General features: G+C 34.5%; 16 protein-coding genes. 7 read left to right on the top strand and 9 right to left on the bottom strand.

The window, feature by feature from the left end; all coding sequences use genetic code 11:
- Nucleotides 1-8 precede the first annotated feature (8 nt).
- The 5 genes from PLJ10_04705 to PLJ10_04685 form a co-directional block, all read right to left on the bottom strand.
- Nucleotides 9-2,198 (bottom strand): dynamin family protein, encoded by a 2,190-nt coding sequence (locus tag PLJ10_04705; GenBank protein HOK08944.1) that lies wholly within the window; start codon nt 2,196-2,198, stop codon nt 9-11.
- Nucleotides 2,199-2,276: 78 nt separating this feature from the next.
- A complete protein-coding gene (locus PLJ10_04700; GenBank protein HOK08943.1) occupies nt 2,277-4,784 on the bottom strand; it encodes a tetratricopeptide repeat protein in 2,508 nt (835 codons plus the stop codon).
- A 40-nt stretch (nt 4,785-4,824) separates the two neighbouring features.
- Nucleotides 4,825-5,811 carry a hypothetical protein gene (locus tag PLJ10_04695; protein ID HOK08942.1) on the bottom strand — a complete coding sequence of 329 codons (987 nt, stop codon included), beginning with the start codon at nt 5,809-5,811 and terminating at the stop codon, nt 4,825-4,827.
- Nucleotides 5,812-5,904: 93 nt separating this feature from the next.
- Nucleotides 5,905-6,495, bottom strand: a complete 591-nt coding sequence (locus PLJ10_04690) for an isochorismatase family cysteine hydrolase (GenBank protein ID HOK08941.1) — start codon at nt 6,493-6,495, stop codon at nt 5,905-5,907.
- A gap of 82 nt (nt 6,496-6,577) precedes the next feature.
- Nucleotides 6,578-7,159: a carbonic anhydrase gene (locus PLJ10_04685; GenBank protein ID HOK08940.1), complete on the bottom strand. Its 582-nt coding sequence runs from the start codon at nt 7,157-7,159 to the stop codon at nt 6,578-6,580.
- Between the two features lie 149 nt (nt 7,160-7,308).
- Between PLJ10_04685 and PLJ10_04680 the strand changes: the two genes are divergently transcribed.
- A complete protein-coding gene (locus tag PLJ10_04680; protein ID HOK08939.1) occupies nt 7,309-8,925 on the top strand; it encodes a carbon starvation protein A in 1,617 nt (538 codons plus the stop codon).
- Nucleotides 8,926-8,932: 7 nt separating this feature from the next.
- Here PLJ10_04680 and PLJ10_04675 read toward each other — a convergent pair whose 3' ends face one another.
- From PLJ10_04675 to PLJ10_04660, 4 genes are read right to left on the bottom strand one after another with little or no spacing between them, the layout of a single operon-like run.
- Nucleotides 8,933-10,027 carry a glycosyltransferase family 4 protein gene (locus PLJ10_04675; protein ID HOK08938.1) on the bottom strand — a complete coding sequence of 365 codons (1,095 nt, stop codon included), beginning with the start codon at nt 10,025-10,027 and terminating at the stop codon, nt 8,933-8,935.
- 2 nt (nt 10,028-10,029) lie between these two features.
- On the bottom strand, nt 10,030-11,616 hold the full coding sequence (locus PLJ10_04670; GenBank protein HOK08937.1) for an alkaline phosphatase family protein: 1,587 nt from the start codon (nt 11,614-11,616) through the stop codon (nt 10,030-10,032).
- 46 nt (nt 11,617-11,662) lie between these two features.
- Complete coding sequence (locus PLJ10_04665; GenBank protein HOK08936.1) at nt 11,663-12,451, bottom strand: tetratricopeptide repeat protein; 789 nt, start codon at nt 12,449-12,451, stop codon at nt 11,663-11,665.
- A 29-nt stretch (nt 12,452-12,480) separates the two neighbouring features.
- Nucleotides 12,481-13,410, bottom strand: coding sequence for a hypothetical protein (locus tag PLJ10_04660; protein ID HOK08935.1), 930 nt, complete (start codon nt 13,408-13,410; stop codon nt 12,481-12,483).
- Nucleotides 13,411-13,544: 134 nt separating this feature from the next.
- On the opposite strand from PLJ10_04660, the gene PLJ10_04655 reads away from it, so the two are divergent.
- The 6 genes from PLJ10_04655 to PLJ10_04630 form a co-directional block, all read left to right on the top strand.
- Nucleotides 13,545-14,969: a hypothetical protein gene (locus PLJ10_04655; protein HOK08934.1), complete on the top strand. Its 1,425-nt coding sequence runs from the start codon at nt 13,545-13,547 to the stop codon at nt 14,967-14,969.
- A gap of 48 nt (nt 14,970-15,017) precedes the next feature.
- Nucleotides 15,018-15,851, top strand: a complete 834-nt coding sequence (locus tag PLJ10_04650) for a sugar phosphate isomerase/epimerase (GenBank protein HOK08933.1) — start codon at nt 15,018-15,020, stop codon at nt 15,849-15,851.
- Between the two features lie 9 nt (nt 15,852-15,860).
- Nucleotides 15,861-16,871 carry a metallophosphoesterase gene (locus PLJ10_04645; GenBank protein ID HOK08932.1) on the top strand — a complete coding sequence of 337 codons (1,011 nt, stop codon included), beginning with the start codon at nt 15,861-15,863 and terminating at the stop codon, nt 16,869-16,871.
- 276 nt (nt 16,872-17,147) lie between these two features.
- A complete protein-coding gene (locus PLJ10_04640) occupies nt 17,148-17,549 on the top strand; it encodes a hypothetical protein (GenBank protein HOK08931.1) in 402 nt (133 codons plus the stop codon).
- Between the two features lie 105 nt (nt 17,550-17,654).
- Complete coding sequence (locus tag PLJ10_04635) at nt 17,655-18,056, top strand: hypothetical protein (GenBank protein ID HOK08930.1); 402 nt, start codon at nt 17,655-17,657, stop codon at nt 18,054-18,056.
- Between the two features lie 105 nt (nt 18,057-18,161).
- The coding region (locus PLJ10_04630) for a hypothetical protein (protein HOK08929.1) at nt 18,162-19,182 on the top strand (1,021 nt) is incomplete at its 3' end.

The following is a 19,182-nucleotide window of genomic DNA, read 5'->3' as shown; positions in this document are numbered from 1 at the left end:
TCTTTATATTATATCCCAGAAGTTATTTTAAAAGTACTATCAACAATTTCATGGGCACAGTTTGCAATTTGATTGAGTTTGTCTATTTTCCCTTGAAGTCGCAAAATGAGTTCCTTTTGTGCCTGCTCTAATCGGTTCTCTTCTTCCGCTAATTTAAGGATTTGCTGATTCAATTCTGTATTTAGATTGTCAAAAAAAGACTGTAATGCCGAAATAAATTGGCTCTTTCTCGTTTCAACATTCTTTTTTAAGGATTCTTTAATTCCTTGAATAAGCGTTTTTTCGATATATTCACTTATTTTTTCAATTAATTTTTCTCTACGTATTTCATCTCCGCCAAAGGAGCGAGCAATTAAACCTAATAAAGCACCAAGAACCGTTCCTATTCCACCTAAGATATAAGCAGACAGATGAGGTATAATCGGTACCGCCATTCCTAACCAATCTGCCCATTGGAAGTTGCTTAGAAAACCTTCACCTATGATGGCACCTGTAACTCCTCCAAGAACCGCACCTCCTAAAAAGAAAAGGAAATAGGAAAAGGCAAGGCTTGCATCTATGGCTACAATTGCACCCTTTTCTAATTCAATTTTTGAATATGGTAACGATGTAAAATTATATCCTTTTTGAATTATATCTCTGGTGATATAACATTCGTATTCATCGATAACTCTGTTTATCTCAGTTGAGGTAGATTTTAAGAAGTTGTCTAAAATCTCGCCTAAGTATTGTTGTAACGGTAGGTATTTATTCTTCCGTGCTTTTGTTAAATTATCACCTGTGCATAACCATTGGCGAATAGGTTTGAAAATATCATTTTCTATGTTTTGTCTTGAGAATAATCTACTTATTAAATGTTCATATCCCTCATATTTATTTTCCCCTATAGTTCCACCAGCAGTTATTGTGTCAAATATCTGAATAATGTCGTTCATAAATTTCATATTCTCTTCGATTTGTTTTTGGAGTTGCTGTCGTTCTTTACGAATCCGTTCTAATCGTGGATTTTGTTGAGCCAATTGAATTTTTATTTCGAAAGGTTTAGCGTAGATATGTGCAATATCACGAATAAATCTACATACGGAGGTTAAAATTGCCCCTTCTCGATTTTCACGATATAAATAGTCAAGGAACCGTTCTTTAAAGGTGCCAAATGAACTACGTGTCATAAGATAATTTGCAATTTCTTCTGCAGGATTTAGAGTCTGTTCAAGTTGGCTCCTTATTTGATACGGAATATGAATCTTTTCATTTTTATCTATATCATTTAATGTAATTGTCCCACAACGTAATTGAGAGGCATACAATGCATATAACGCAGAGACGAAGAAAATCTCTGGATTATCAACAATTCCATCAATACACCGCAATAGGTCTTTTGCAGGACCACGACGTCCTTGTGGGTCTATCTCATCAGGATTGAGTTGGTCAGATTTATTAATAACAAAAAAGACCTTTCGTTGATATTCGCGAACTAATTTAGAGATAAAGTCACGGTTGTGTTCATTCCCAGCACTTTGACTGTCTAAGAGACATATTACCAGATGGCAATTGGGGATTATGTCTTCAGTAATTTTTTTGTGAGTCTCTGTAATACTATGTACACCTGGTGAGTCAACGAGGGCTATATCTTCTTCGAAAGTTTTTTCGGGAATAACAACGATAACTTCATCTACTTTTTCTCTTAATATTTTTAATTTTGGGAATTCTTCATCTGCTGTGAGAGTCACAATAGCACTTAATGTCCTGTGAATATCCTCTGGATATGCTGTTTTATAAGTAATAACCCAAAAGTTATAAGAAGTATCTGGGGAAATATCGGCTTCTATACCCGTATATGAAAAGAATTCTCTTAATACTTGAATTGTCTCTGAAGGTATAGGAGATTGAGAACGTAAAATTAATTGCATGGTATCACCACTCATCACATGGGTAACCTTTGCTGTGCACTCTTCTAAAACCATCGGTAGATAGGTATCTCCAAAAAAAGCATTGATTAAAGTTGTCTTGCCGACGTTAAATTCACCTAAAAATACAACGCGGTATTTTCCATCTTTAAGTTCGCTTCGTTTGCCACGAATGCGGTTTATTTCTTGACTCTTATCACCTTCAAATTCAGGGTCATTCGTGAATTCTTCCAAAAGAGTTAGTGCTTCGAAAGCCCAAAGACGATTTTCCTGATGTTTTTTTATAGACATAAAATTCACTCCTTAAAAAATAATTCCTCAGACATTGAAAATAATAAGCATGATTTTACATTTTATCGTGTTTTTTATTCAATTGAAGCAGTTTAATCCATTCCAGATCGATAGAATTTCTTGACTATTTGGGAATAACATAAATGCTTTCAATGTAAAAGTAATTGCTTTATCACATTCACCTTGCTGTTCGTATGAATGGATTAAGTTTATATATGACTCCATTAATTGTTCATCTAAAATTATAGCATTGAGCCATTTCTCCCGAGCCTCTTCTTTCCTCCTTGAAAAGGACAATACAAGTCCTAAATTATTCCACGCATTTGCATACTCAGGGCATAACTTCAAAGCTTTATTATACTTTTCTTCTGCTTCGTCCCATTTTGATAATCCAACAAACACATTCCCTAATAGGAAAAAGACTTCACAATTCTCTGCCTCATATTTTAAGGCTGTTTCAAGTTGTTCTTGTGCTTGTTGATATAAGCCTAACGATGATAACAAGTTTCCATAATTTATCCGAGAAAGAACGTAATCAGGTTTGAGTTCAATAGCCTTCTTATATGCTTTTTGTGCTTCTGCGGTGTTGCCTGTTTGTTCGTATAGCCATCCTAAATTATTCCATGCTACGTATAGAGATGCATTCAATTTAACACTCTCTTTATATAAGCGTATTGCCTCATCTTTGTTTTCCATGAACTCCGCAATTCGGGCTAATTGAAAATAAACAATTGGATTTGTCGGTTGTAATTTTCTCAACTGTTCAAAATGTGCCTTTGCCTCATAATACTGGTATTGATTGAAATAAAGATGTGCAATGTTCGCATGTGCAAGAACAAAAGAAGGGTTAATAATTATTGCTTTTGCATAATGATATTTTGCCTTATCAAAGTCTCCGATTGTTTCAAACAAATATCCTAAAGCATTTTGTTCTAACGCAGTATTTAGAGGAGATGAAAAATTGTTAGTCAAGACATAAATACCTTCAGAAGGTCTACCTAAACGTGAAAGAGTAAGCGAATAGTTAATACGAGCAAAAATATTTTCTGGGTCTTCCTTGAGGGATTGTTTATAAAAATACTTTGCGGTTTTGTAATCCCCAGAGATGCTTGCTGAAACGCCCTGCCTAAAATTCCATACGGATAATGAAGGTTGGTAACCTGTAAGATTTATTCGAGTAATAAAAAGAGAGGAAAAGAAAATAAAGAGGAATGCCAGAATTCCCTTCCAGTTTTTTACTTTTAATAAATTTATAAATTCTGAAATTGCCCAACCACTGATAATAAACAGAAACACCATTATTGGTATACGATACCTGCCTGCTATAAAAAATGGAAGGACGGATAGAAAATAAATAAATGTAATTAGCGATGATAAAATCAATATTTGTAAAAAACTATTAGAGTTATCAGGTTTGCCACGAAATAAACGATACACCATCAAACAGATACCAGTGATAAATAATGATAAATATATTGGAAAAGAAGGAAGATGCTTTAATATAAATGATGTTTGTTTATCCCACGCAGGTACAGTATCATTGGTTATTTCTATCGGACCCCAGAATAACAATATTTTTCTTAATGTTAAAATTATCCATTCTTTTGGATGGTGGATAATATATCGAAATGCAGTTTTGTAAAAATATCTATTGGCTTCTGAAAACTTTATAGATTCTTTTCCTAAACTTCGTGCTAAACCTCGAACAATTGCTGGGTAGTCAAAGCAGGACCACTCATCACAACCAATCCAGGTTTGTAATTCTGGAATACGTGGCTCTGCACCATTTGCATTCGGATGATTACCAACATAGAAATTGAGACCACCATAAGATGAGATGAAAACAAAATCATGAGAAACCACATAATTACGGACAAAGCAAGGAACAATTGGGATGATAAGTCCTAACAAGAAAAGAATTATGCATGAACATAAATATCGATAAGCTTTATGAAAGCGAATATTTTTAAGTAGATATAAAAAGAAAATTGAAATAAGAAGTAAACCATTTGGTCGAAATAATGCAAGAAATCCTAAAACAAGTCCTATAAAAAAGGGGTATTTTCTTTTTTCAGGTTTCTGTATCCATGTTAACAGCAAATGAGACCAGACCAAAAGTAAGAACACAGCAAAAACTGGATATGTTAATTGTGCTTCAAAATATATAAATCCCCAAAAAGTAGCAACAAGGAGAGCAACAATGTTAGCAAGTAATTGATTTCCAAATCTTTTTACTAAGAACCAGGAAAGAATAATATTTAAGATTCCAAAAATAAACTGAACAATCCTTGGTGCCCAGGGGTTTATACCGAACAGGTAGTAAATAATAGCTAACAGATAGGGATATCCTGGCGGTCGACCATGTGGTGTAGTCCGAATTTCTGGGTCGTTAACGTACGGCGGAAGAGTCCAATCTCCAGTAACAAGGGCTTTTGCCCAATAATCGTTATATTGAGGGTCATATAGAGGACTTACAAACCACGGCTGAGAACGTGCTTCTTGAAGATAAAGAATGCGTAGTAGAATGCCTATAAATAATATAAATAATAATGTCCATGGACATTTTGAGATCTTGAATTTTGGCACTGGTTCCTTCCTTACAGTATTTCAACATGTTCACAGCCAGTTATTTTGTAGATGCTACAAAATCACTTTCAACGAACCCCGAAGGTTCACTCAGCTCTTTTGTTCCATAGGATAAACCTACAACCCCTCTTGCCGATGTATCCAATCCCAAGTAATTTAGATTAATTCGACCATTGAAGAATAATTCAACTTGGAAAGTATTTAATGCACCATTCCCTTCATTTTGGTACGTAGAAACGTTTTCGTAAGTTATTATTAATCTATTAGATAATTGTTTATACGAAACAGTCCCAGAATTTTTTGCATTAGAGGGAAAAATGGAAATCCTTGGATAGTAGAAATGGTAATCTAATTGTTTTTGAAGGTCTGTCGAAGTAGGTTGTTTTTTCTTGGGCTCTTCAAAACATATCCATCCATACCAAGAGATATAGATAGTATCATAGCTATTTCCATAAAAAAGGATTTTTTTCTCGTTATCAAGTTTTAAGGCAAGGGGTTTATTTAATGAGCCAAAATCAATGATGGTTGCATCAGTACTGTCTTCGGAAAATTTATCAATATTATTGACTGAAAATTTGTAAAAACTGATACTATCATCTGGCTTAAAAACGAGAGATGTATTTGTTAGGTCAACGTCACCTTCAAAAATCTCTGTAAAGTAATTTGGGGCTGTTGTGACTGTCAAACTACTTGTTGCAAAATAACTTTTTACATTTACCTTTGCCGTTGCATACTCCGGATAACTTTTATCTGGATTAGAAAAATTTCTATTTAGAAATAACTGGATAGATATTCTATCCCCTTTTGTTAGAACAGCCTCATTAGGAGTAATTTCTAACCATGGTTGTGTCGGATTGATTGTTACTACGATTTTGGAATTAATTAAATTTCTATGATAGATGTCAAAGGTTTTAATCTCTTCCTGAGTGTCAAAATGAATTGTTTTGGGAGTAATGCCAAAATAAAAATTACAACCCGAACAAATTACACAAAAAAGAAAAAGAATAAATAATCTTAATTTGAGCATATCCACTCTTTTTTCGTTAATTTTTAAGGAAACAAAAGAATTATAACAAAACACTTCTTGTTCGAAGACAATTTTATTTCTGATATTAAATACTTACTTATCCGTAAAATAGACTAATGATTCTTTTGTAAGTTGCACTTTATATAAAAAATCCATTTGACGAAGTGTAAGAGAATAATCAAATTCGTTTAGAGCAGATATAGCATCTATTGGTACGGAGACCTTGAAATTACATAGTACCGCACTGGATACGGTATGTAATACACAAATGTTTGCTACTGTTCCGACAATAACCAATTGATCTATTTTCAGAATTCTTAAGATATGTTCAAGTGGCGTCCCAAAAAAAGCATCATAGCGGAGTTTCTCAATGATGATATCATCTTCTTCTGGTTTTAATTCGTCAATTATTTGCCAACCCCAACTTCCTTTAATCACATGTTCACCCCAGATGGGAAACTCAACAGGGTCATTTTGAAAATGTGTGTCCTGTGTAAAGATAACCTTTACGCCTGATTGTCTTGCTTTATTAAGTAAACTATGAATTGGCTGAATGATATTTCTTGAATTAGTAGAAAATAACTTGCCGTCAGGATGAACAAAGTCATTTTGCATATCTACTATAATTAAAGCACTTTTTGTAGGTGATAGATATACATGCTGAAGGTTATATTCTGTTGACATACCGTATACTCCCAATATCATAGAATAATTATGATGTAGAAATTTGTATATGGATGTCAACTTTAAGATTCTTTTTGGAATATTATGTCTTGCTGGTACCTATTGCCATTGCTTTAGGAACTTCGACAAGTTTGCCTGACCGAACATCATATATAAACCCGTAAATAGGTATGGTTTTGGGTACTAATGGATGGTTTCTTATTCTATGGACATCATCAATGACACTTTGTTCAAGATTCTCAAAAGTAAGCCAATTTATGTATTGTCCCTCATTGCTTCCATTATCCTTGGTGGGGTTTTGCCAATGTTTCCCATCAAAAACAGCTGTATCAAGGCTCTCCGATAGTAATTTATACATAACCTCATTTGTGAATAATTGCATCCCACAATCAGTATGATGAATAACAAACCACTCCTTTGTTCCTAACAATTTGTGAGAGATGATTAATGAACGGATAGCATCATCACTGGCTCTACCTCCTGCATTACGGATAATATGGGCATCTCCTTCTATCAATCCAGCAAATTTTGCAGGGTCTAATCTTGCATCCATACATGTGAGAATTGCAAAATGTCGAGCAGGAGGTATTGCAAGTGTGCCTTTATCAAAATGCTCTGAATAATCTTTATTGGCTTTTAATACTTCATCGAGAATGGCACTCATTTCTAAACTCCTTTCTTTATCTGTTGAAAATTTCTTTTTGTAAACAATTTGAAATGACATTTTCTTTCCATAATTTTTTATGTTTTTAATATTTATTTCTGTGGTATAATCTACGAAATTTATATTTATTGGGTGGTAGGAGAATAAAGATGATACTGATTCTATCAATTGTTGGATTTGCATTGTTTTTAATTGCTTATGTTACCTACGGAAGTTTCCTTGTTCGTGTTTTTGAACTTGACAAAAATCGCAAGACACCATCAGAAGACCAATATGATGGTATTGACTACTGTCCAGCTCATCCATCTGTTTTGTTAGGACATCATTTTGCCTCTATCGCTGGTGCAGGACCAATTGTTGGACCTATTACTGCTGGGGGATGGTTCGGTTGGTTGCCAGTATACTTGTGGGTTGTTATAGGTTCAATTTTTATTGGAGGTGTCCACGATTTTGGTTCGTTAGTCGCATCAATCAGGCATCGTGGACTATCCATGGGGGAAGTGATTGACCAATGGGTTAGCCGAAAGGCAAAAATTTTATTCCTTTGTTTTACATGGCTTGCTCTTGTTTTAGTTATTGCTGTTTTTTTACAGCTATCAGCAGATACTTTTGCTCAGGACCCATCTGTAGCATTTTCTGGCACACTGTATATTTTGTTAGCATTAATCTTTGGGCTTTTAGTATACCGTTTTCATTTCCCATTGTTATATTGTTCTGTAGTGGCAATACCGCTTGTTCTGATTGCAGTTTGGATAGGAAAAGCAGAAATTATTCAACAAAATTTTCAGTTTTCGATGGAGACATGGAGGTGGATGTTAATTGGGTATGTATTTTTTGCCTCCATTTTGCCAGTTTGGCTTTTACTTCAGCCAAGGGATTATCTTGCCTCATATCTACTCTATTTTGCGGTTCTTATAGCAAGTATTGGCATTCTTTTTGGTGGGGCTTCATTTGAAATTTCACTGCCAATGTTTAAATCCTTTGCTCCTTCTGAAAATACATATCTATGGCCAGTGCTTTTTGTCACCGTTGCTTGTGGTGCAGTGTCAGGGTTTCATTGTATGGTTGCCAGTGGCACTACCTCCAAGCAAATACGCTGTGAGCCCGATGCGAAGGCAATAGGTTATGGTGCAATGTTATTAGAGGGATTTGTTGCAGTTATATCTCTGAGTTGCATTATGTTAGTAGGAAATATCCCTGAAAAAGGTGGACCACTTGCTGTATTTGGAGAAGGGTTTGCAAAGTTTGCAAGTTTAGTTCATATCAATCCTTCCTTAGGGAAATCTTTAGGGTTGTTAGCAGTGAATTCCTTTATTTTGACCACATTAGATACTTCAACTCGGCTTGCGCGCTATCAATTACAAGAGCTAAGCAAGATGAAGTTAGACCGATTTACAGCAACTATTATTAGTATTGTTTGTGCTATAACTTTACTCTTTGTCCGTAGTGGTGATGTCCCAGCCTGGAAAATTATTTGGCCTGTGTTTGGAGCATCAAACCAATTAGTAGCTGGAATTGCGTTATTAGGGATTATGGTTTGGGTGGCTCGGGGGTTAGGAAAGAAATATCGATTTGTCCAAATTCCTATGGTTTTTATGCTTATCACAACAATTTCCGCATTACTTCTATTTATGTATAGTAATATTAAAAGTCATCAATATATTCTTGTTATCATTGCAGGTGTATTAATCTTACTTGCCGTATTGTTAATTTTAGAGGTACAGCGTGTTTTTCATCGATTTAAAGATGAGAAGTCTAACGTGTAATTGCGTTTTATATACACTTCAGAGCCAAATCTTCAAGTGCTTTCCCAATTATTTCTGGGTTGTTATATTTTTCTATCGTTTCACGGGCATTTTTACCTAATTCTTCGCGGAGTCTTGGATTTGTCATTAACGTTACTAATGAATTGGCAAATGAATCTTCATCGTTATTAGCAACGATTAAACCATTGAAACCATGTTTTATTCCATAGGCAGAACCTTCACAGCAAACTACAGGTTTTGCACTTGCCATTCCATTGAGCAGTTTTATTGGATAGCCTGACCATGAAGTACGAGGTATTGCCATAATCGAATCTTCTTCTAATAACTTTTTTAGGGAATCAAATGTGCCAATATGAATAACTTCTGCATCAGGAATATTTATTTTTTCAAATGTCCCAATAACAAACCGAGTCTCTGGAATCGTTTCACGGACTCGTTTTACAACCTTAAATAAAAATTCAATATTTTGATATTTATCCAGATTTCCTGTGTAAAGAATAGAAGGAAGAGCTTCTTTTTTAATTTTGCTTACTGGGAAATAATCGATATCGATGGGTGGTGGAATAACTCTTATTTTTTCTTTTTTGCAACCTTTTAATATTAGGTTCCCTGCAAGTCGTTCATGAGGAACGATGATATAGTTTGCTCTTTTGGGAAAATTTGTGTCAAGAAAATTACCCAACACACCAAAAAAATTACCTTTAGAATTAAAATAGTAAGGAAGTTCATCACTCATTACATTATGCGCGTGGTAAATAATGGGTCGTATCCCAGCCAGAAGTGATATAAGTAAACCTTCATAATTATGAGCAAATAATACTTGTAATTGATGTTTTTTACATACATCTTTTAATGTTTTTACCATGAGTAGGTCAAGACAAATTTTTTTCAATGAAGGTCCAGCCGATATTTTCTGCACCCCTGGTAAATTGGGACTTCGGTGGATAATAAAGTCGTCTGTAATTTGACCAACACCATGTCCATAGACAATAAGATGAATTTCATGCCCTCGTTTTTTTAACGTAAGAGCATTCTCACGGATAAATGCTTGAGACCCTTGAGGTACAGGGTAAGGACAACCTGCAACAAAACCTATTTTCATTGTTATTGCCAATATCCTATCGCTTTCATCTGCTGAATTAATAACCATTCCTCATACGGTGTTAAATTTTGTTCCTCATAATTATCAATGGGATAATCTTTGTCAGTCAACAAGGAACCTAACAAAGGTTTGCCATCTAAGGGAGGAGCAGGAACATTCATAACTGCACCTACAGTGGCTGAAATGTCTTCAATATTAGCTTTTTCATAAGGGATTTTTTCAGAGATGCAAAGAATGCCTTCTCTTTTATGATGTCCATTCATTCCTTGTTCTTTTCCACCTTGATATTGATTTGGAGATAAGACACGAGATATTTCCCCACCCTTTGACCGAACACAACATGGAACCGCACCACTATCGTTTTCCGCAATTTCTAATATAATATCAGGTGCTTTTTCAACAAAAGGACCTTTATAAATTTCTTCACGATAATAAGCGTTTTTTATAAATTCCCATTTTTTTAATTCTTTACATATATGATTTACGAAATCTAGATATTCCTCTTCTGGAATAGTGCCTTGAGGTTCTCGCTCTTTTAGATTGACACGGATTGAGGGGAAGTAATCTAATTCCTCAGAAAAAGCGGTCGTTCGTTCCCAATCTATTCCAGCAAAACGTGCGTTACTTTCTATTTCTTCAGCATATTTTTGTAATTTATGGAATAAATAACTTTGAAGTTTATATGGAAAAAGATGAAGTCCTAACTTTTTTATCAATGGCTCTCTATTTGAATAGAATTTAAGATAACCTTTCTGTGCAAGCCAGTTATTAATATGTATAATTGTTGTATCTGAGGCCTGAAAACCATGGTCAGAAACAAGCATTACAAGGCAATCGTTCTTTTCTGCCTCTTTTAATATTCGTCCTAACGTGTTGTCAAGGTGTTTATAAACGATTGGAATTGCTTCTTTAAAACCTTGTTGATGTCGTGGAGAATGGTCATCCCAAAACATCCAGAAATGATGACTTACCGTATCACTTTCGTTGAACACAGCAATAAACAAGTCCCAATCATAGTTGCGGAGTAGTTCTAAGATAATATGTTCTTTTCTTTTAATTCTGTCAATTAAAATATCAATTATTTTTTGATGCTTTTTCTTTCTAATAATAGTTTCGTTAATGCCTCCATAGCCCCAGTTTTTAACTATTGGATATAATTTTTCAGGATAAACCTGGTCGGGAGTTAATTTGCCGGGAAGTGGAGATATAAAACCGGAAACCATAATCCCATTGATTTCCTCGATTGGGTATGTTCCCGGAACCCCAGCCACAATAGCATTCTTACCTGCTCTGGAAATCCAGTTCCAAACCGCAGGAAATTTTCGAAAAGAGCCATTGGTAAACCGTATTTTATATGTTCCTTTTATTAGTTCTGTAAAATCAAAATACCCATGTTTACCCGGATTTACACCGGTAAAGCAAGATGTCCATGCAGGAACTGTTGCAAATGGAATTGTCGAAATTAAGTCTAAAAGACGTCCACTGTTTAAGAAGGATTTTAGAGAAGGAAGCCAACCTTCATCTAATCCCCTTTCAATTACTTTCCTTGTAGCACCATCCCACCCTATTACAATTACTTTTTTAGCCATTTTATTAAAAACTTTTAGTATGATTATTTGGAGTGTCCAAATATAATTATATCCGTAAAATAATCGGAGCTAAAATCCATGCCCACCCACCTATTCCAATACTTCCAACTATGCCTAAAAAAGATAACCAAAACATAAAATGATTAAGTACCATTAAAACAAAAGAAGAACTAAATGACAACTCTCGTTTTCGCATAAGCCACCAAGCACCTAATAACCAACCTATTATTGGAAACAGATTTAAAAAAGGTAGAAGGGAAATATCTGCAAGCCAATTAAGGAAGGAAAGAAGAGCAGTATCTCCAAAAGACTGAGCACGTGCACCTTGAAGTGATGTCCAGAATACAATTTGAAAAAACAGAGGCCAGAAAATTGCAAATGCTAAGGTCATTTCTAGTGAAACCGAAAACCAGTTTTTATTGATAGCGATCATTAAGCCCCACCATCCAATAAATGGCATTCCCAGAGAGAGTAAAAATAACAGGAAACATAAAACCCGTTTCGTTTTTTGCCAGATAAGATAAATTACAGAAACCTTTTTAGGGGTTATCTGTGTAGCATGAGGCAGAGCACTTGCTTCTTCTGCCCAAACCATTATTTTTTCTTTTAGTACTTTAGCTTTCTCATCTCGATACCGTGCCCAAAGTTCGTCACATAGAAGCATGGCATCTGCAAAATTTCCCAATCGTGCAAGGCACATCGCTCTGCCATAAGCAACTTTTTTCTCCCCAGGGTTTTCATGTTCAAGTTCATTTAGAAGTTGTAGTGCCTCCGAATATTTTTTTTCTTCATATAGTTTTTCTGCCTCTTTTAGCTTTTGCTTGCTTGACAACATCGTATTAATTCATTTTCCTTCTTTATATATTATTCTTTGCTTGCTATTAGAGATTTTAATCGCTCTTTATTAGAAACAGGTAAAGAATTATATATTTTTTCTAATATCTCTTTTGCTTTTTCTGAGATACTGGTGTCTATTTGTCTCTTGTCTTTAATTTTTATCTCCAGTTGCGTCATAAATTCATTTATTTGATTATTTAATTTGCCTATTTCTATTTGTGTTGTTTCAGTGGGCTTTGGAATTTGAACATTATCGAGCCATAAAGGATTTATTTCCTGCTTTTGTTGTAGTGCATACGCTTGATAAATAGGGTCTTTTTCTAATACTTTCTGATATTTAGATTTGAAATAATTGTAAAGAGTATCCATACTTGCTTTTTGTATTTCTGGATTTTCATTTACTCTTTTTACGGTAGCAATTAATATTTTTTGTAACTCTTCTTCTCGGTTTTCTAATAGAGAATTAAAATGAATTGAAAACAATGTCTTTGGATTATTTTCGTTCATGCAATTCTTGAGTAAAAATAAGCGAAGTTCGGGTGTTTCTTGTTCTGCTCCCATGCAGTAGATAAGGTAGTCTACTTCTGAAAATTTTTCGATAAGGATTCCATAGTATTCAAGCACATAAGCAATATTTTCTTCACATTTTAATGAAATTTCTTGTTCACTCCATTTTTTTGCTATCCCTTCCTTTTTAGCTGATTCGATTCCTTCTCGACAGGCTCTTAGGAGTTCTCTTGCATGTAAGTCTTTGAGAAGGTCAAAAGGGAATTTCTTTGATGAAACTCTTGATTTTCTCCATGATGGGTCTGTTTCTTTTTCCCTGAGTTCATCAAATTGTAGCATCAAGCCTTGAATATGTTCCCAATAATTACGAATTATTTGTTCTGATGGTAAAGCCGATGTGGTATTAGGCTGAAAAAAAGTTGCAAAAATTAGAACTACTGAAGCCCACATTTTTATTCTCTATATAAATTAAAAGTTTATTGTTTGTTTCTCTTTAAAGAAAACGATTAGAATTGTTTTTCAATATTTTATATAGATATATAAACAAATTACAATTAACAAAACAATACAAAGGAGATTCTAAGATGAAAATCAACCTTAAAAAAAGCATCTTAACACTGTTAACTATACTTTTCGTATTATGTGCTGAATCAACACACTCACAGGGATTATTTACACCATCACTTCCCAGTGGTTTAAAAGCGTACGCCCCTGATAGGTATTTTCAAGTAGTGCCACGAATTGTCCCAGCAGATAAGGAAACAACGATTCAGATCGTCTCAAGGTACGAGGCATTTCCTAAACCTTTGCATACATATCGATTTACATATATCCCTGTTGGTAGATATGCAACGCAGACAGGTTGGAAAAAAGCGGAAGCACAAGAAATAACTCCAGCAAACAATATTTTTACAATCACAAAATATTTTGAGGCAGAACAGGAACATGTTTTTAAGATAGAGGAAATAACACCAGACAATAAAGTAAAAGAAGTAGGCTCTTTTCATGTTTATTCGTTAAACCCTGACCTATTTACTCTTAGACCTTATAAAGGTGATTTTCACATGCATAGTTTCCGTTCAGATGGAAGAGAATCACCAGGATATGTAGCTGGTGCGTGTCGTCGGGTAGGCTTCGATTTTATGGGATTATCTGACCATCGTAATTATGCGGGGTCAATGGAAGCGATAAAAACATTCGAAGGGTTGCCTATAGATTTACGTCTTTACCCGTCTGAAGAAGTCCATCCACCAGATAATCCAGTACATTTTGTAAGTTTCGGAGCAAAAGAAGGTATAACTGAGTTGTATAAATTTGATGAAAAGATATATCGAGATGAAGTTCAATCTATTATGAATACCTTGGGTGATATGCCGTATGGTGTAGATAAATTCCAATATGCTTCTTGTTTATGGACATTCCAGAAAATTAGAGAAAGGGGTGGCTTAGGTATTTTTGCACATCCTTATTGGCGTCCAGGAAATACAAATTATATCGCAAACGCTTTGGTAGATTATTTGTTTGAAACGACTATTTTTGATGCGGTAGAACTCATAAGTGGCTTTGGTTGGGACGAACTACAAGAAGTTGACGTCAATAATCTTCAATTAGCCAAATATATAGAGGCAAAGTCTAAAGGTAAAAAAGTACCTATTGTCGGAATAAGTGATAGTCATAGTTGTGAGAACCATGATATGTTCGGCAGGTATTATACAATTTGTTTTTCCCCTTCGTTGGAACTTTCTGATTTAATTAATGCTATTAAAGAGGAAAAGGCTGTGGCTGTTGAAGCAGCAGGTGGAATGCTACCGAGACCATATGGACCATATCGTTTGGTTGCATACACACATTTCTTACTTCGGTATGTGTTGCCTCTACACGATGAAATGTGTTTTGAAGAAGGTCGACTTATGATTGAATACGCTGGAGGAAATAAAGATGTTGTTGAACAATTGAAGTTAATGAAAGGTCGTGTTCAACGTTATTACGATAAAATTTGGTCAAAATAAAGAAAGTTTATGTTTCATACGGAATTAAATTTTTGAGAGGAGATTCTTATGTTTGTTGGAATGTTGACAGCTCCTTTTGCAGATAAAGATTTAAATTATGTGATTGACTTTGCAGAAACAGCAAATATTACAGGACTTGAGGTTATGACGTACCCTGGTAGTTTGCATATAGACCCAACTAAGCTCGATATACAGAGAGTACGTTTAATTAGAGACAAATTGGATAACCGAAACCGAAAAATTACAGCACTTGCTTATTATGATGTTAATTTGACGAATCCAAAGAAATGTTCAAAAGTTCAGGAGGTGGCAAAGTGCGTAATAGATTCTGCAAAAAAATTAAATGTAGATATAATATGCATGTTAAGTGGGTTTCCGTCACCAGGGTTAAGTAAAGTCGAGACTATTAGGCAGGTTTTGCCTAAGGCGTTTAAGCCAATTCTTGCCCATGCTAAAAAATATAAAATTCGAATTGCCCTTGAAAATTGGTATCAAACAAATTTGCAAGGATTGGATACGTTTGAAGAATTGTTTAAAAACATTCCAGATGAAAATTTAGGGCTTAATTATGACCCGTCTCATTTAGTTCATCAAGAATGTGACTATTTGTTACCAGTTTGCGAATTTAAAAGCCGTATTTTTCATACTCACGCTAAAGATACCTTGATTGATTATACAAAAAAAGCAAGGGTAGGTATTTATGGTGAGGGATGGTGGAAATATGTTCTGCCAGGATTTGGTGTAATACGATGGGGCGAATATATAAGCCACTTAAAACATAATGGTTATGACGGCGTATTGAGTATTGAGCATGAAGATACCGCTCAGTCGATAGAGGAAGGCTTTGTCAAGTCTGCATGGCACTTAGAATCATTTTGTTAAGGTAAGAAAATGGAGAAGGAAAATATAGAAAATAACACAGAAGAGAAAATGTTTAACGACATTGATTCTAAACGAATGGAATTGTGGAAGAAAAGGATTGAAGTTGAAAATACATATAATCTTCGGGAAGGTGATGAACTTCAATATTTTGACTGGATAGGCTTCTTGAAAGCGAAAGCAATTTCACTATTCTTAAAATCGATTGGATTATACAACAGAGGACGATTGAACGCTACACGAATTTCGTTGAAACAAGTCAAATTCATTTACTCTGAACTCCCAAAAGAATTACATGGGTTTAAAATCTTATTTATCTCCGATTTACATTTGTCTCAAAATTATCAAGAATGGTTTATTTCAGGTTGCAGTCTTACGAAACAAATAAAAACACCTGTAGATTTGGTTCTGTTAGGGGGGGATTATCGCTACGGATATATGGGCTCAGAAGAATTTGTGCTTCCGATGCTTCGTGAATTATTAGAACCTGTGGAGTCAAGATATGGATTTTTTGGAGTTCTTGGAAATCATGACATCAGCACAATTAGGGATAAAATGGAAAATATTGGAATCAAAATTCTGGTAAACGAAGGGGTAAAAATTGAGCATCAAGGAATTCATATTTGGATTGCAGGTGTTGACGACCCACACAATTTTAACTGTGCAGATGTGTCTTTAGCACTTGCTGATGCTCCTAATGATGCTTTTTATATAATGCTTTCACACTCACCTGAGGTTATAGAGGAGAGTGCTCTTTGGGGAATCAATTTATACCTATGTGGGCATACACACGGAGGACAAATCGGTTTCCCATGGGTTGGTCCTTTATATTTTAATGCACGATGTAAAAGGAAATATGGATTAGGAAAATGGTCCTGTGCAAAGATGCAAGGCTATACAACCAGTGGGTTTGGGGTTACTGATGTCCCTGTAAGGTATAAAATTTATGGAGAAATTGTGATGATCACACTATTGAAACTACCTAATTTTGATGAATTAACAATAAGAAAGAATGAAATATAATTTACAAAAAAATAGCCAGTTTCAAAAGTTATTATAATATCATTGTAAATATAAATTATTTTTTGAAATTAAATATTTGACATAAATATTAAATATATGTTAAGCTTAAAGCATAGAATTAATGTTATGAAGTTTTTTAGGGTAGAAAAAGTTATTTTTTTTGTTGAAAAAATTTGACTTTTGTATTTTAAATGTGTTATACGTAAAGAAGAGATAAGTTGGTGATAGAAAAAAACAATAAAGAAACATATAAAATTTAAGTAAGGAGAAAAAGTTATGTTAAAGAGAAATTTGTTAATGGTAGTCATAGGAATCCAACTTGTAATTTTAATGTCAGGCTGTACTCCAAAGATTGGTGTAAGTACAAAAACTATTGATTTTGGGAAAACAGATTCGGTAAAAACAATTCAAGTATGGAATGATAAGTTTATTGTACTTAAAAAGTTAGAATTCAAAATAGAAAATGACGAGGCCTCAAATATATGGATTTATGGAATTAATCCTGAACAAGATGTGTCTAAAAATAGAAGGGATAAAAGAGATATAACAATATTAGTTAGCCGTGAAGGTTTGGAAGAGGGCAAATCGTATGATGGCAAATTAACTATTAAGCAAGTAGATAGTAAAACGAAAAAAGAAGTTGCACCTGTAGAAATTTCTATAAAAATTTCAAAATAATTTTTTGAAAATGAAATATTTTGTTATATAAGATGGTATAATATATATAACGTTGGTTTTTAAAATTGAAATAAACAAATGAAAAATAAATAAGGAGACAGAATGATGATTAAAAGAAGTTTTTTAGGGCTTTTAGTAGTAACGATAAGTGTACTCCTATTAGCAGGATGTACCCCCAAAATTGGGGTAGACCCAAAAACTATTGATTTTGGGAAAACAGATTCGGTAAAAACAATTCAAGTATGGAATGATAAGTTTATTGTACTTAAAAAGTTAGAATTCAAAATAGAAAATGACGAGGCCTCAAATATATGGATTTATGGAATTAATCCTGAACAAGATGTGTCTAAAAATAGAAGGGATAAAAGAGATATAACAATATTAGTTAGCCGTGAAGGTTTGGAAGAGGGCAAATCGTATGATGGCAAATTAACTATTAAGCAAGTAGATAGTAAAACGAAAAAAGAAGTTGCACCTGTAGAAATTTCTATAAAAATTTCAAAATAATTTTTTGAAAATGAAATATTTTGTTATATAAGATGGTATAATATATATAACGTTGGTTTTTAAAATTGAAATAAACAAATGAAAAATAAATAAGGAGACAGAATGATGATTAAAAGAAGTTTTTTAGGGCTTTTAGTAGTAACGATAAGTGTACTCCTATTAGCAGGATGTACCCCCAAAATTGGGGTAGACCCAAAAACTATTGATTTTGGTAACACAGACACAGAAAAAATACTTAAAGTTTGGAAAGACAGTTCTGTAAGTCTTACAAAACTAAAGTTTAAAGTTATGAGTCCTGAGAAATGGATTGTAGGTATAATACCTCAACAGAGTGAAAGCAAGAATAAGAAGGATATTAAGGAGATAAAAATAATAGCTTCTCGGGAAGGTTTGTCGGCTGGTGTTCATAGTGGAAAGATAGTTATTTCTCAGATTGGTAGAGAAACGGCAAAAATTGAAATAAACGTGTTTATTACCGTTGTATCAAAGCCAATAGAAGGTACCTCCGAGGGTGAAGGAGAAGGTACAACAGAGGGTACACACGAAGGCACCCCCGAGGGTGTAGTTGAAGGTACACCAGAAGGCACGCCAGAGGGTACACACGAAGGCGAAGGGACAGTAGAGGGTGAAACTAAAACTGTTCCAGATATGCAAGATGTCTTAGCCTCATTAAATATAGGTGGAGGTGGTGCTAATTTTACATACGATGATGTATTTAACAATACAGATGAAATTAAAGCAAAGTTAAAAGAAATTTTAGGATTTGATGTTGACCTTAATCTACAATGGGAGTGTAATAACCAAATTCCTAAAAATTATTTTATAAGGCAAGAGCCGTTACAAGGTAAGCCTATCAATTTAGGTGATATAATAATTTTATACTTCTCAACAGGACCATGCCCTGAGGGTGAAGGAATAACCGAAGGTGAAGGAATAACCGAAGGTGAAGGAGTAACCGAAGGTGAAGGAGTAACCGAAGGTGAAGGAGTTGTTGAAGGTGAAGGTGTACCTGAAGGAGAAGGCATACCCGAAGGCATCCCAGAGGGAATTCCAGAGGGTGTAATTGAAGGTACGCCAGAAGGTACCCCCGAAGGCACGCCAGAGGGTGTAGTTGAAGGCACGCCAG

It is taken from the genome of Candidatus Hydrogenedens sp. (assembly GCA_035361075.1).
GTDB lineage: Bacteria > Hydrogenedentota > Hydrogenedentia > Hydrogenedentales > Hydrogenedentaceae > Hydrogenedens.
Note: the sequence above shows the minus strand (reverse complement) of the source record. Positions and strands in the feature narration are given on the sequence as shown.

Coding starts and splice junctions, on each gene's coding strand:
- PLJ10_04705 (HOK08944.1), bottom strand. CDS start 2,198: ATGTCTATAAAAAAACATCAGGAAAATCGTCTTTGGGCTTTCGAAGCA.
- PLJ10_04695 (HOK08942.1), bottom strand. CDS start 5,811: ATGCTCAAATTAAGATTATTTATTCTTTTTCTTTTTTGTGTAATTTGT.
- PLJ10_04690 (HOK08941.1), bottom strand. CDS start 6,495: ATGTCAACAGAATATAACCTTCAGCATGTATATCTATCACCTACAAAA.
- PLJ10_04685 (HOK08940.1), bottom strand. CDS start 7,159: ATGAGTGCCATTCTCGATGAAGTATTAAAAGCCAATAAAGATTATTCA.
- PLJ10_04680 (HOK08939.1), top strand. CDS start 7,309: ATGATACTGATTCTATCAATTGTTGGATTTGCATTGTTTTTAATTGCT.
- PLJ10_04675 (HOK08938.1), bottom strand. CDS start 10,027: ATGAAAATAGGTTTTGTTGCAGGTTGTCCTTACCCTGTACCTCAAGGG.
- PLJ10_04670 (HOK08937.1), bottom strand. CDS start 11,616: ATGGCTAAAAAAGTAATTGTAATAGGGTGGGATGGTGCTACAAGGAAA.
- PLJ10_04665 (HOK08936.1), bottom strand. CDS start 12,451: ATGTTGTCAAGCAAGCAAAAGCTAAAAGAGGCAGAAAAACTATATGAA.
- PLJ10_04660 (HOK08935.1), bottom strand. CDS start 13,410: ATGTGGGCTTCAGTAGTTCTAATTTTTGCAACTTTTTTTCAGCCTAAT.
- PLJ10_04655 (HOK08934.1), top strand. CDS start 13,545: ATGAAAATCAACCTTAAAAAAAGCATCTTAACACTGTTAACTATACTT.
- PLJ10_04650 (HOK08933.1), top strand. CDS start 15,018: ATGTTTGTTGGAATGTTGACAGCTCCTTTTGCAGATAAAGATTTAAAT.
- PLJ10_04645 (HOK08932.1), top strand. CDS start 15,861: ATGGAGAAGGAAAATATAGAAAATAACACAGAAGAGAAAATGTTTAAC.
- PLJ10_04640 (HOK08931.1), top strand. CDS start 17,148: ATGTTAAAGAGAAATTTGTTAATGGTAGTCATAGGAATCCAACTTGTA.
- PLJ10_04635 (HOK08930.1), top strand. CDS start 17,655: ATGATTAAAAGAAGTTTTTTAGGGCTTTTAGTAGTAACGATAAGTGTA.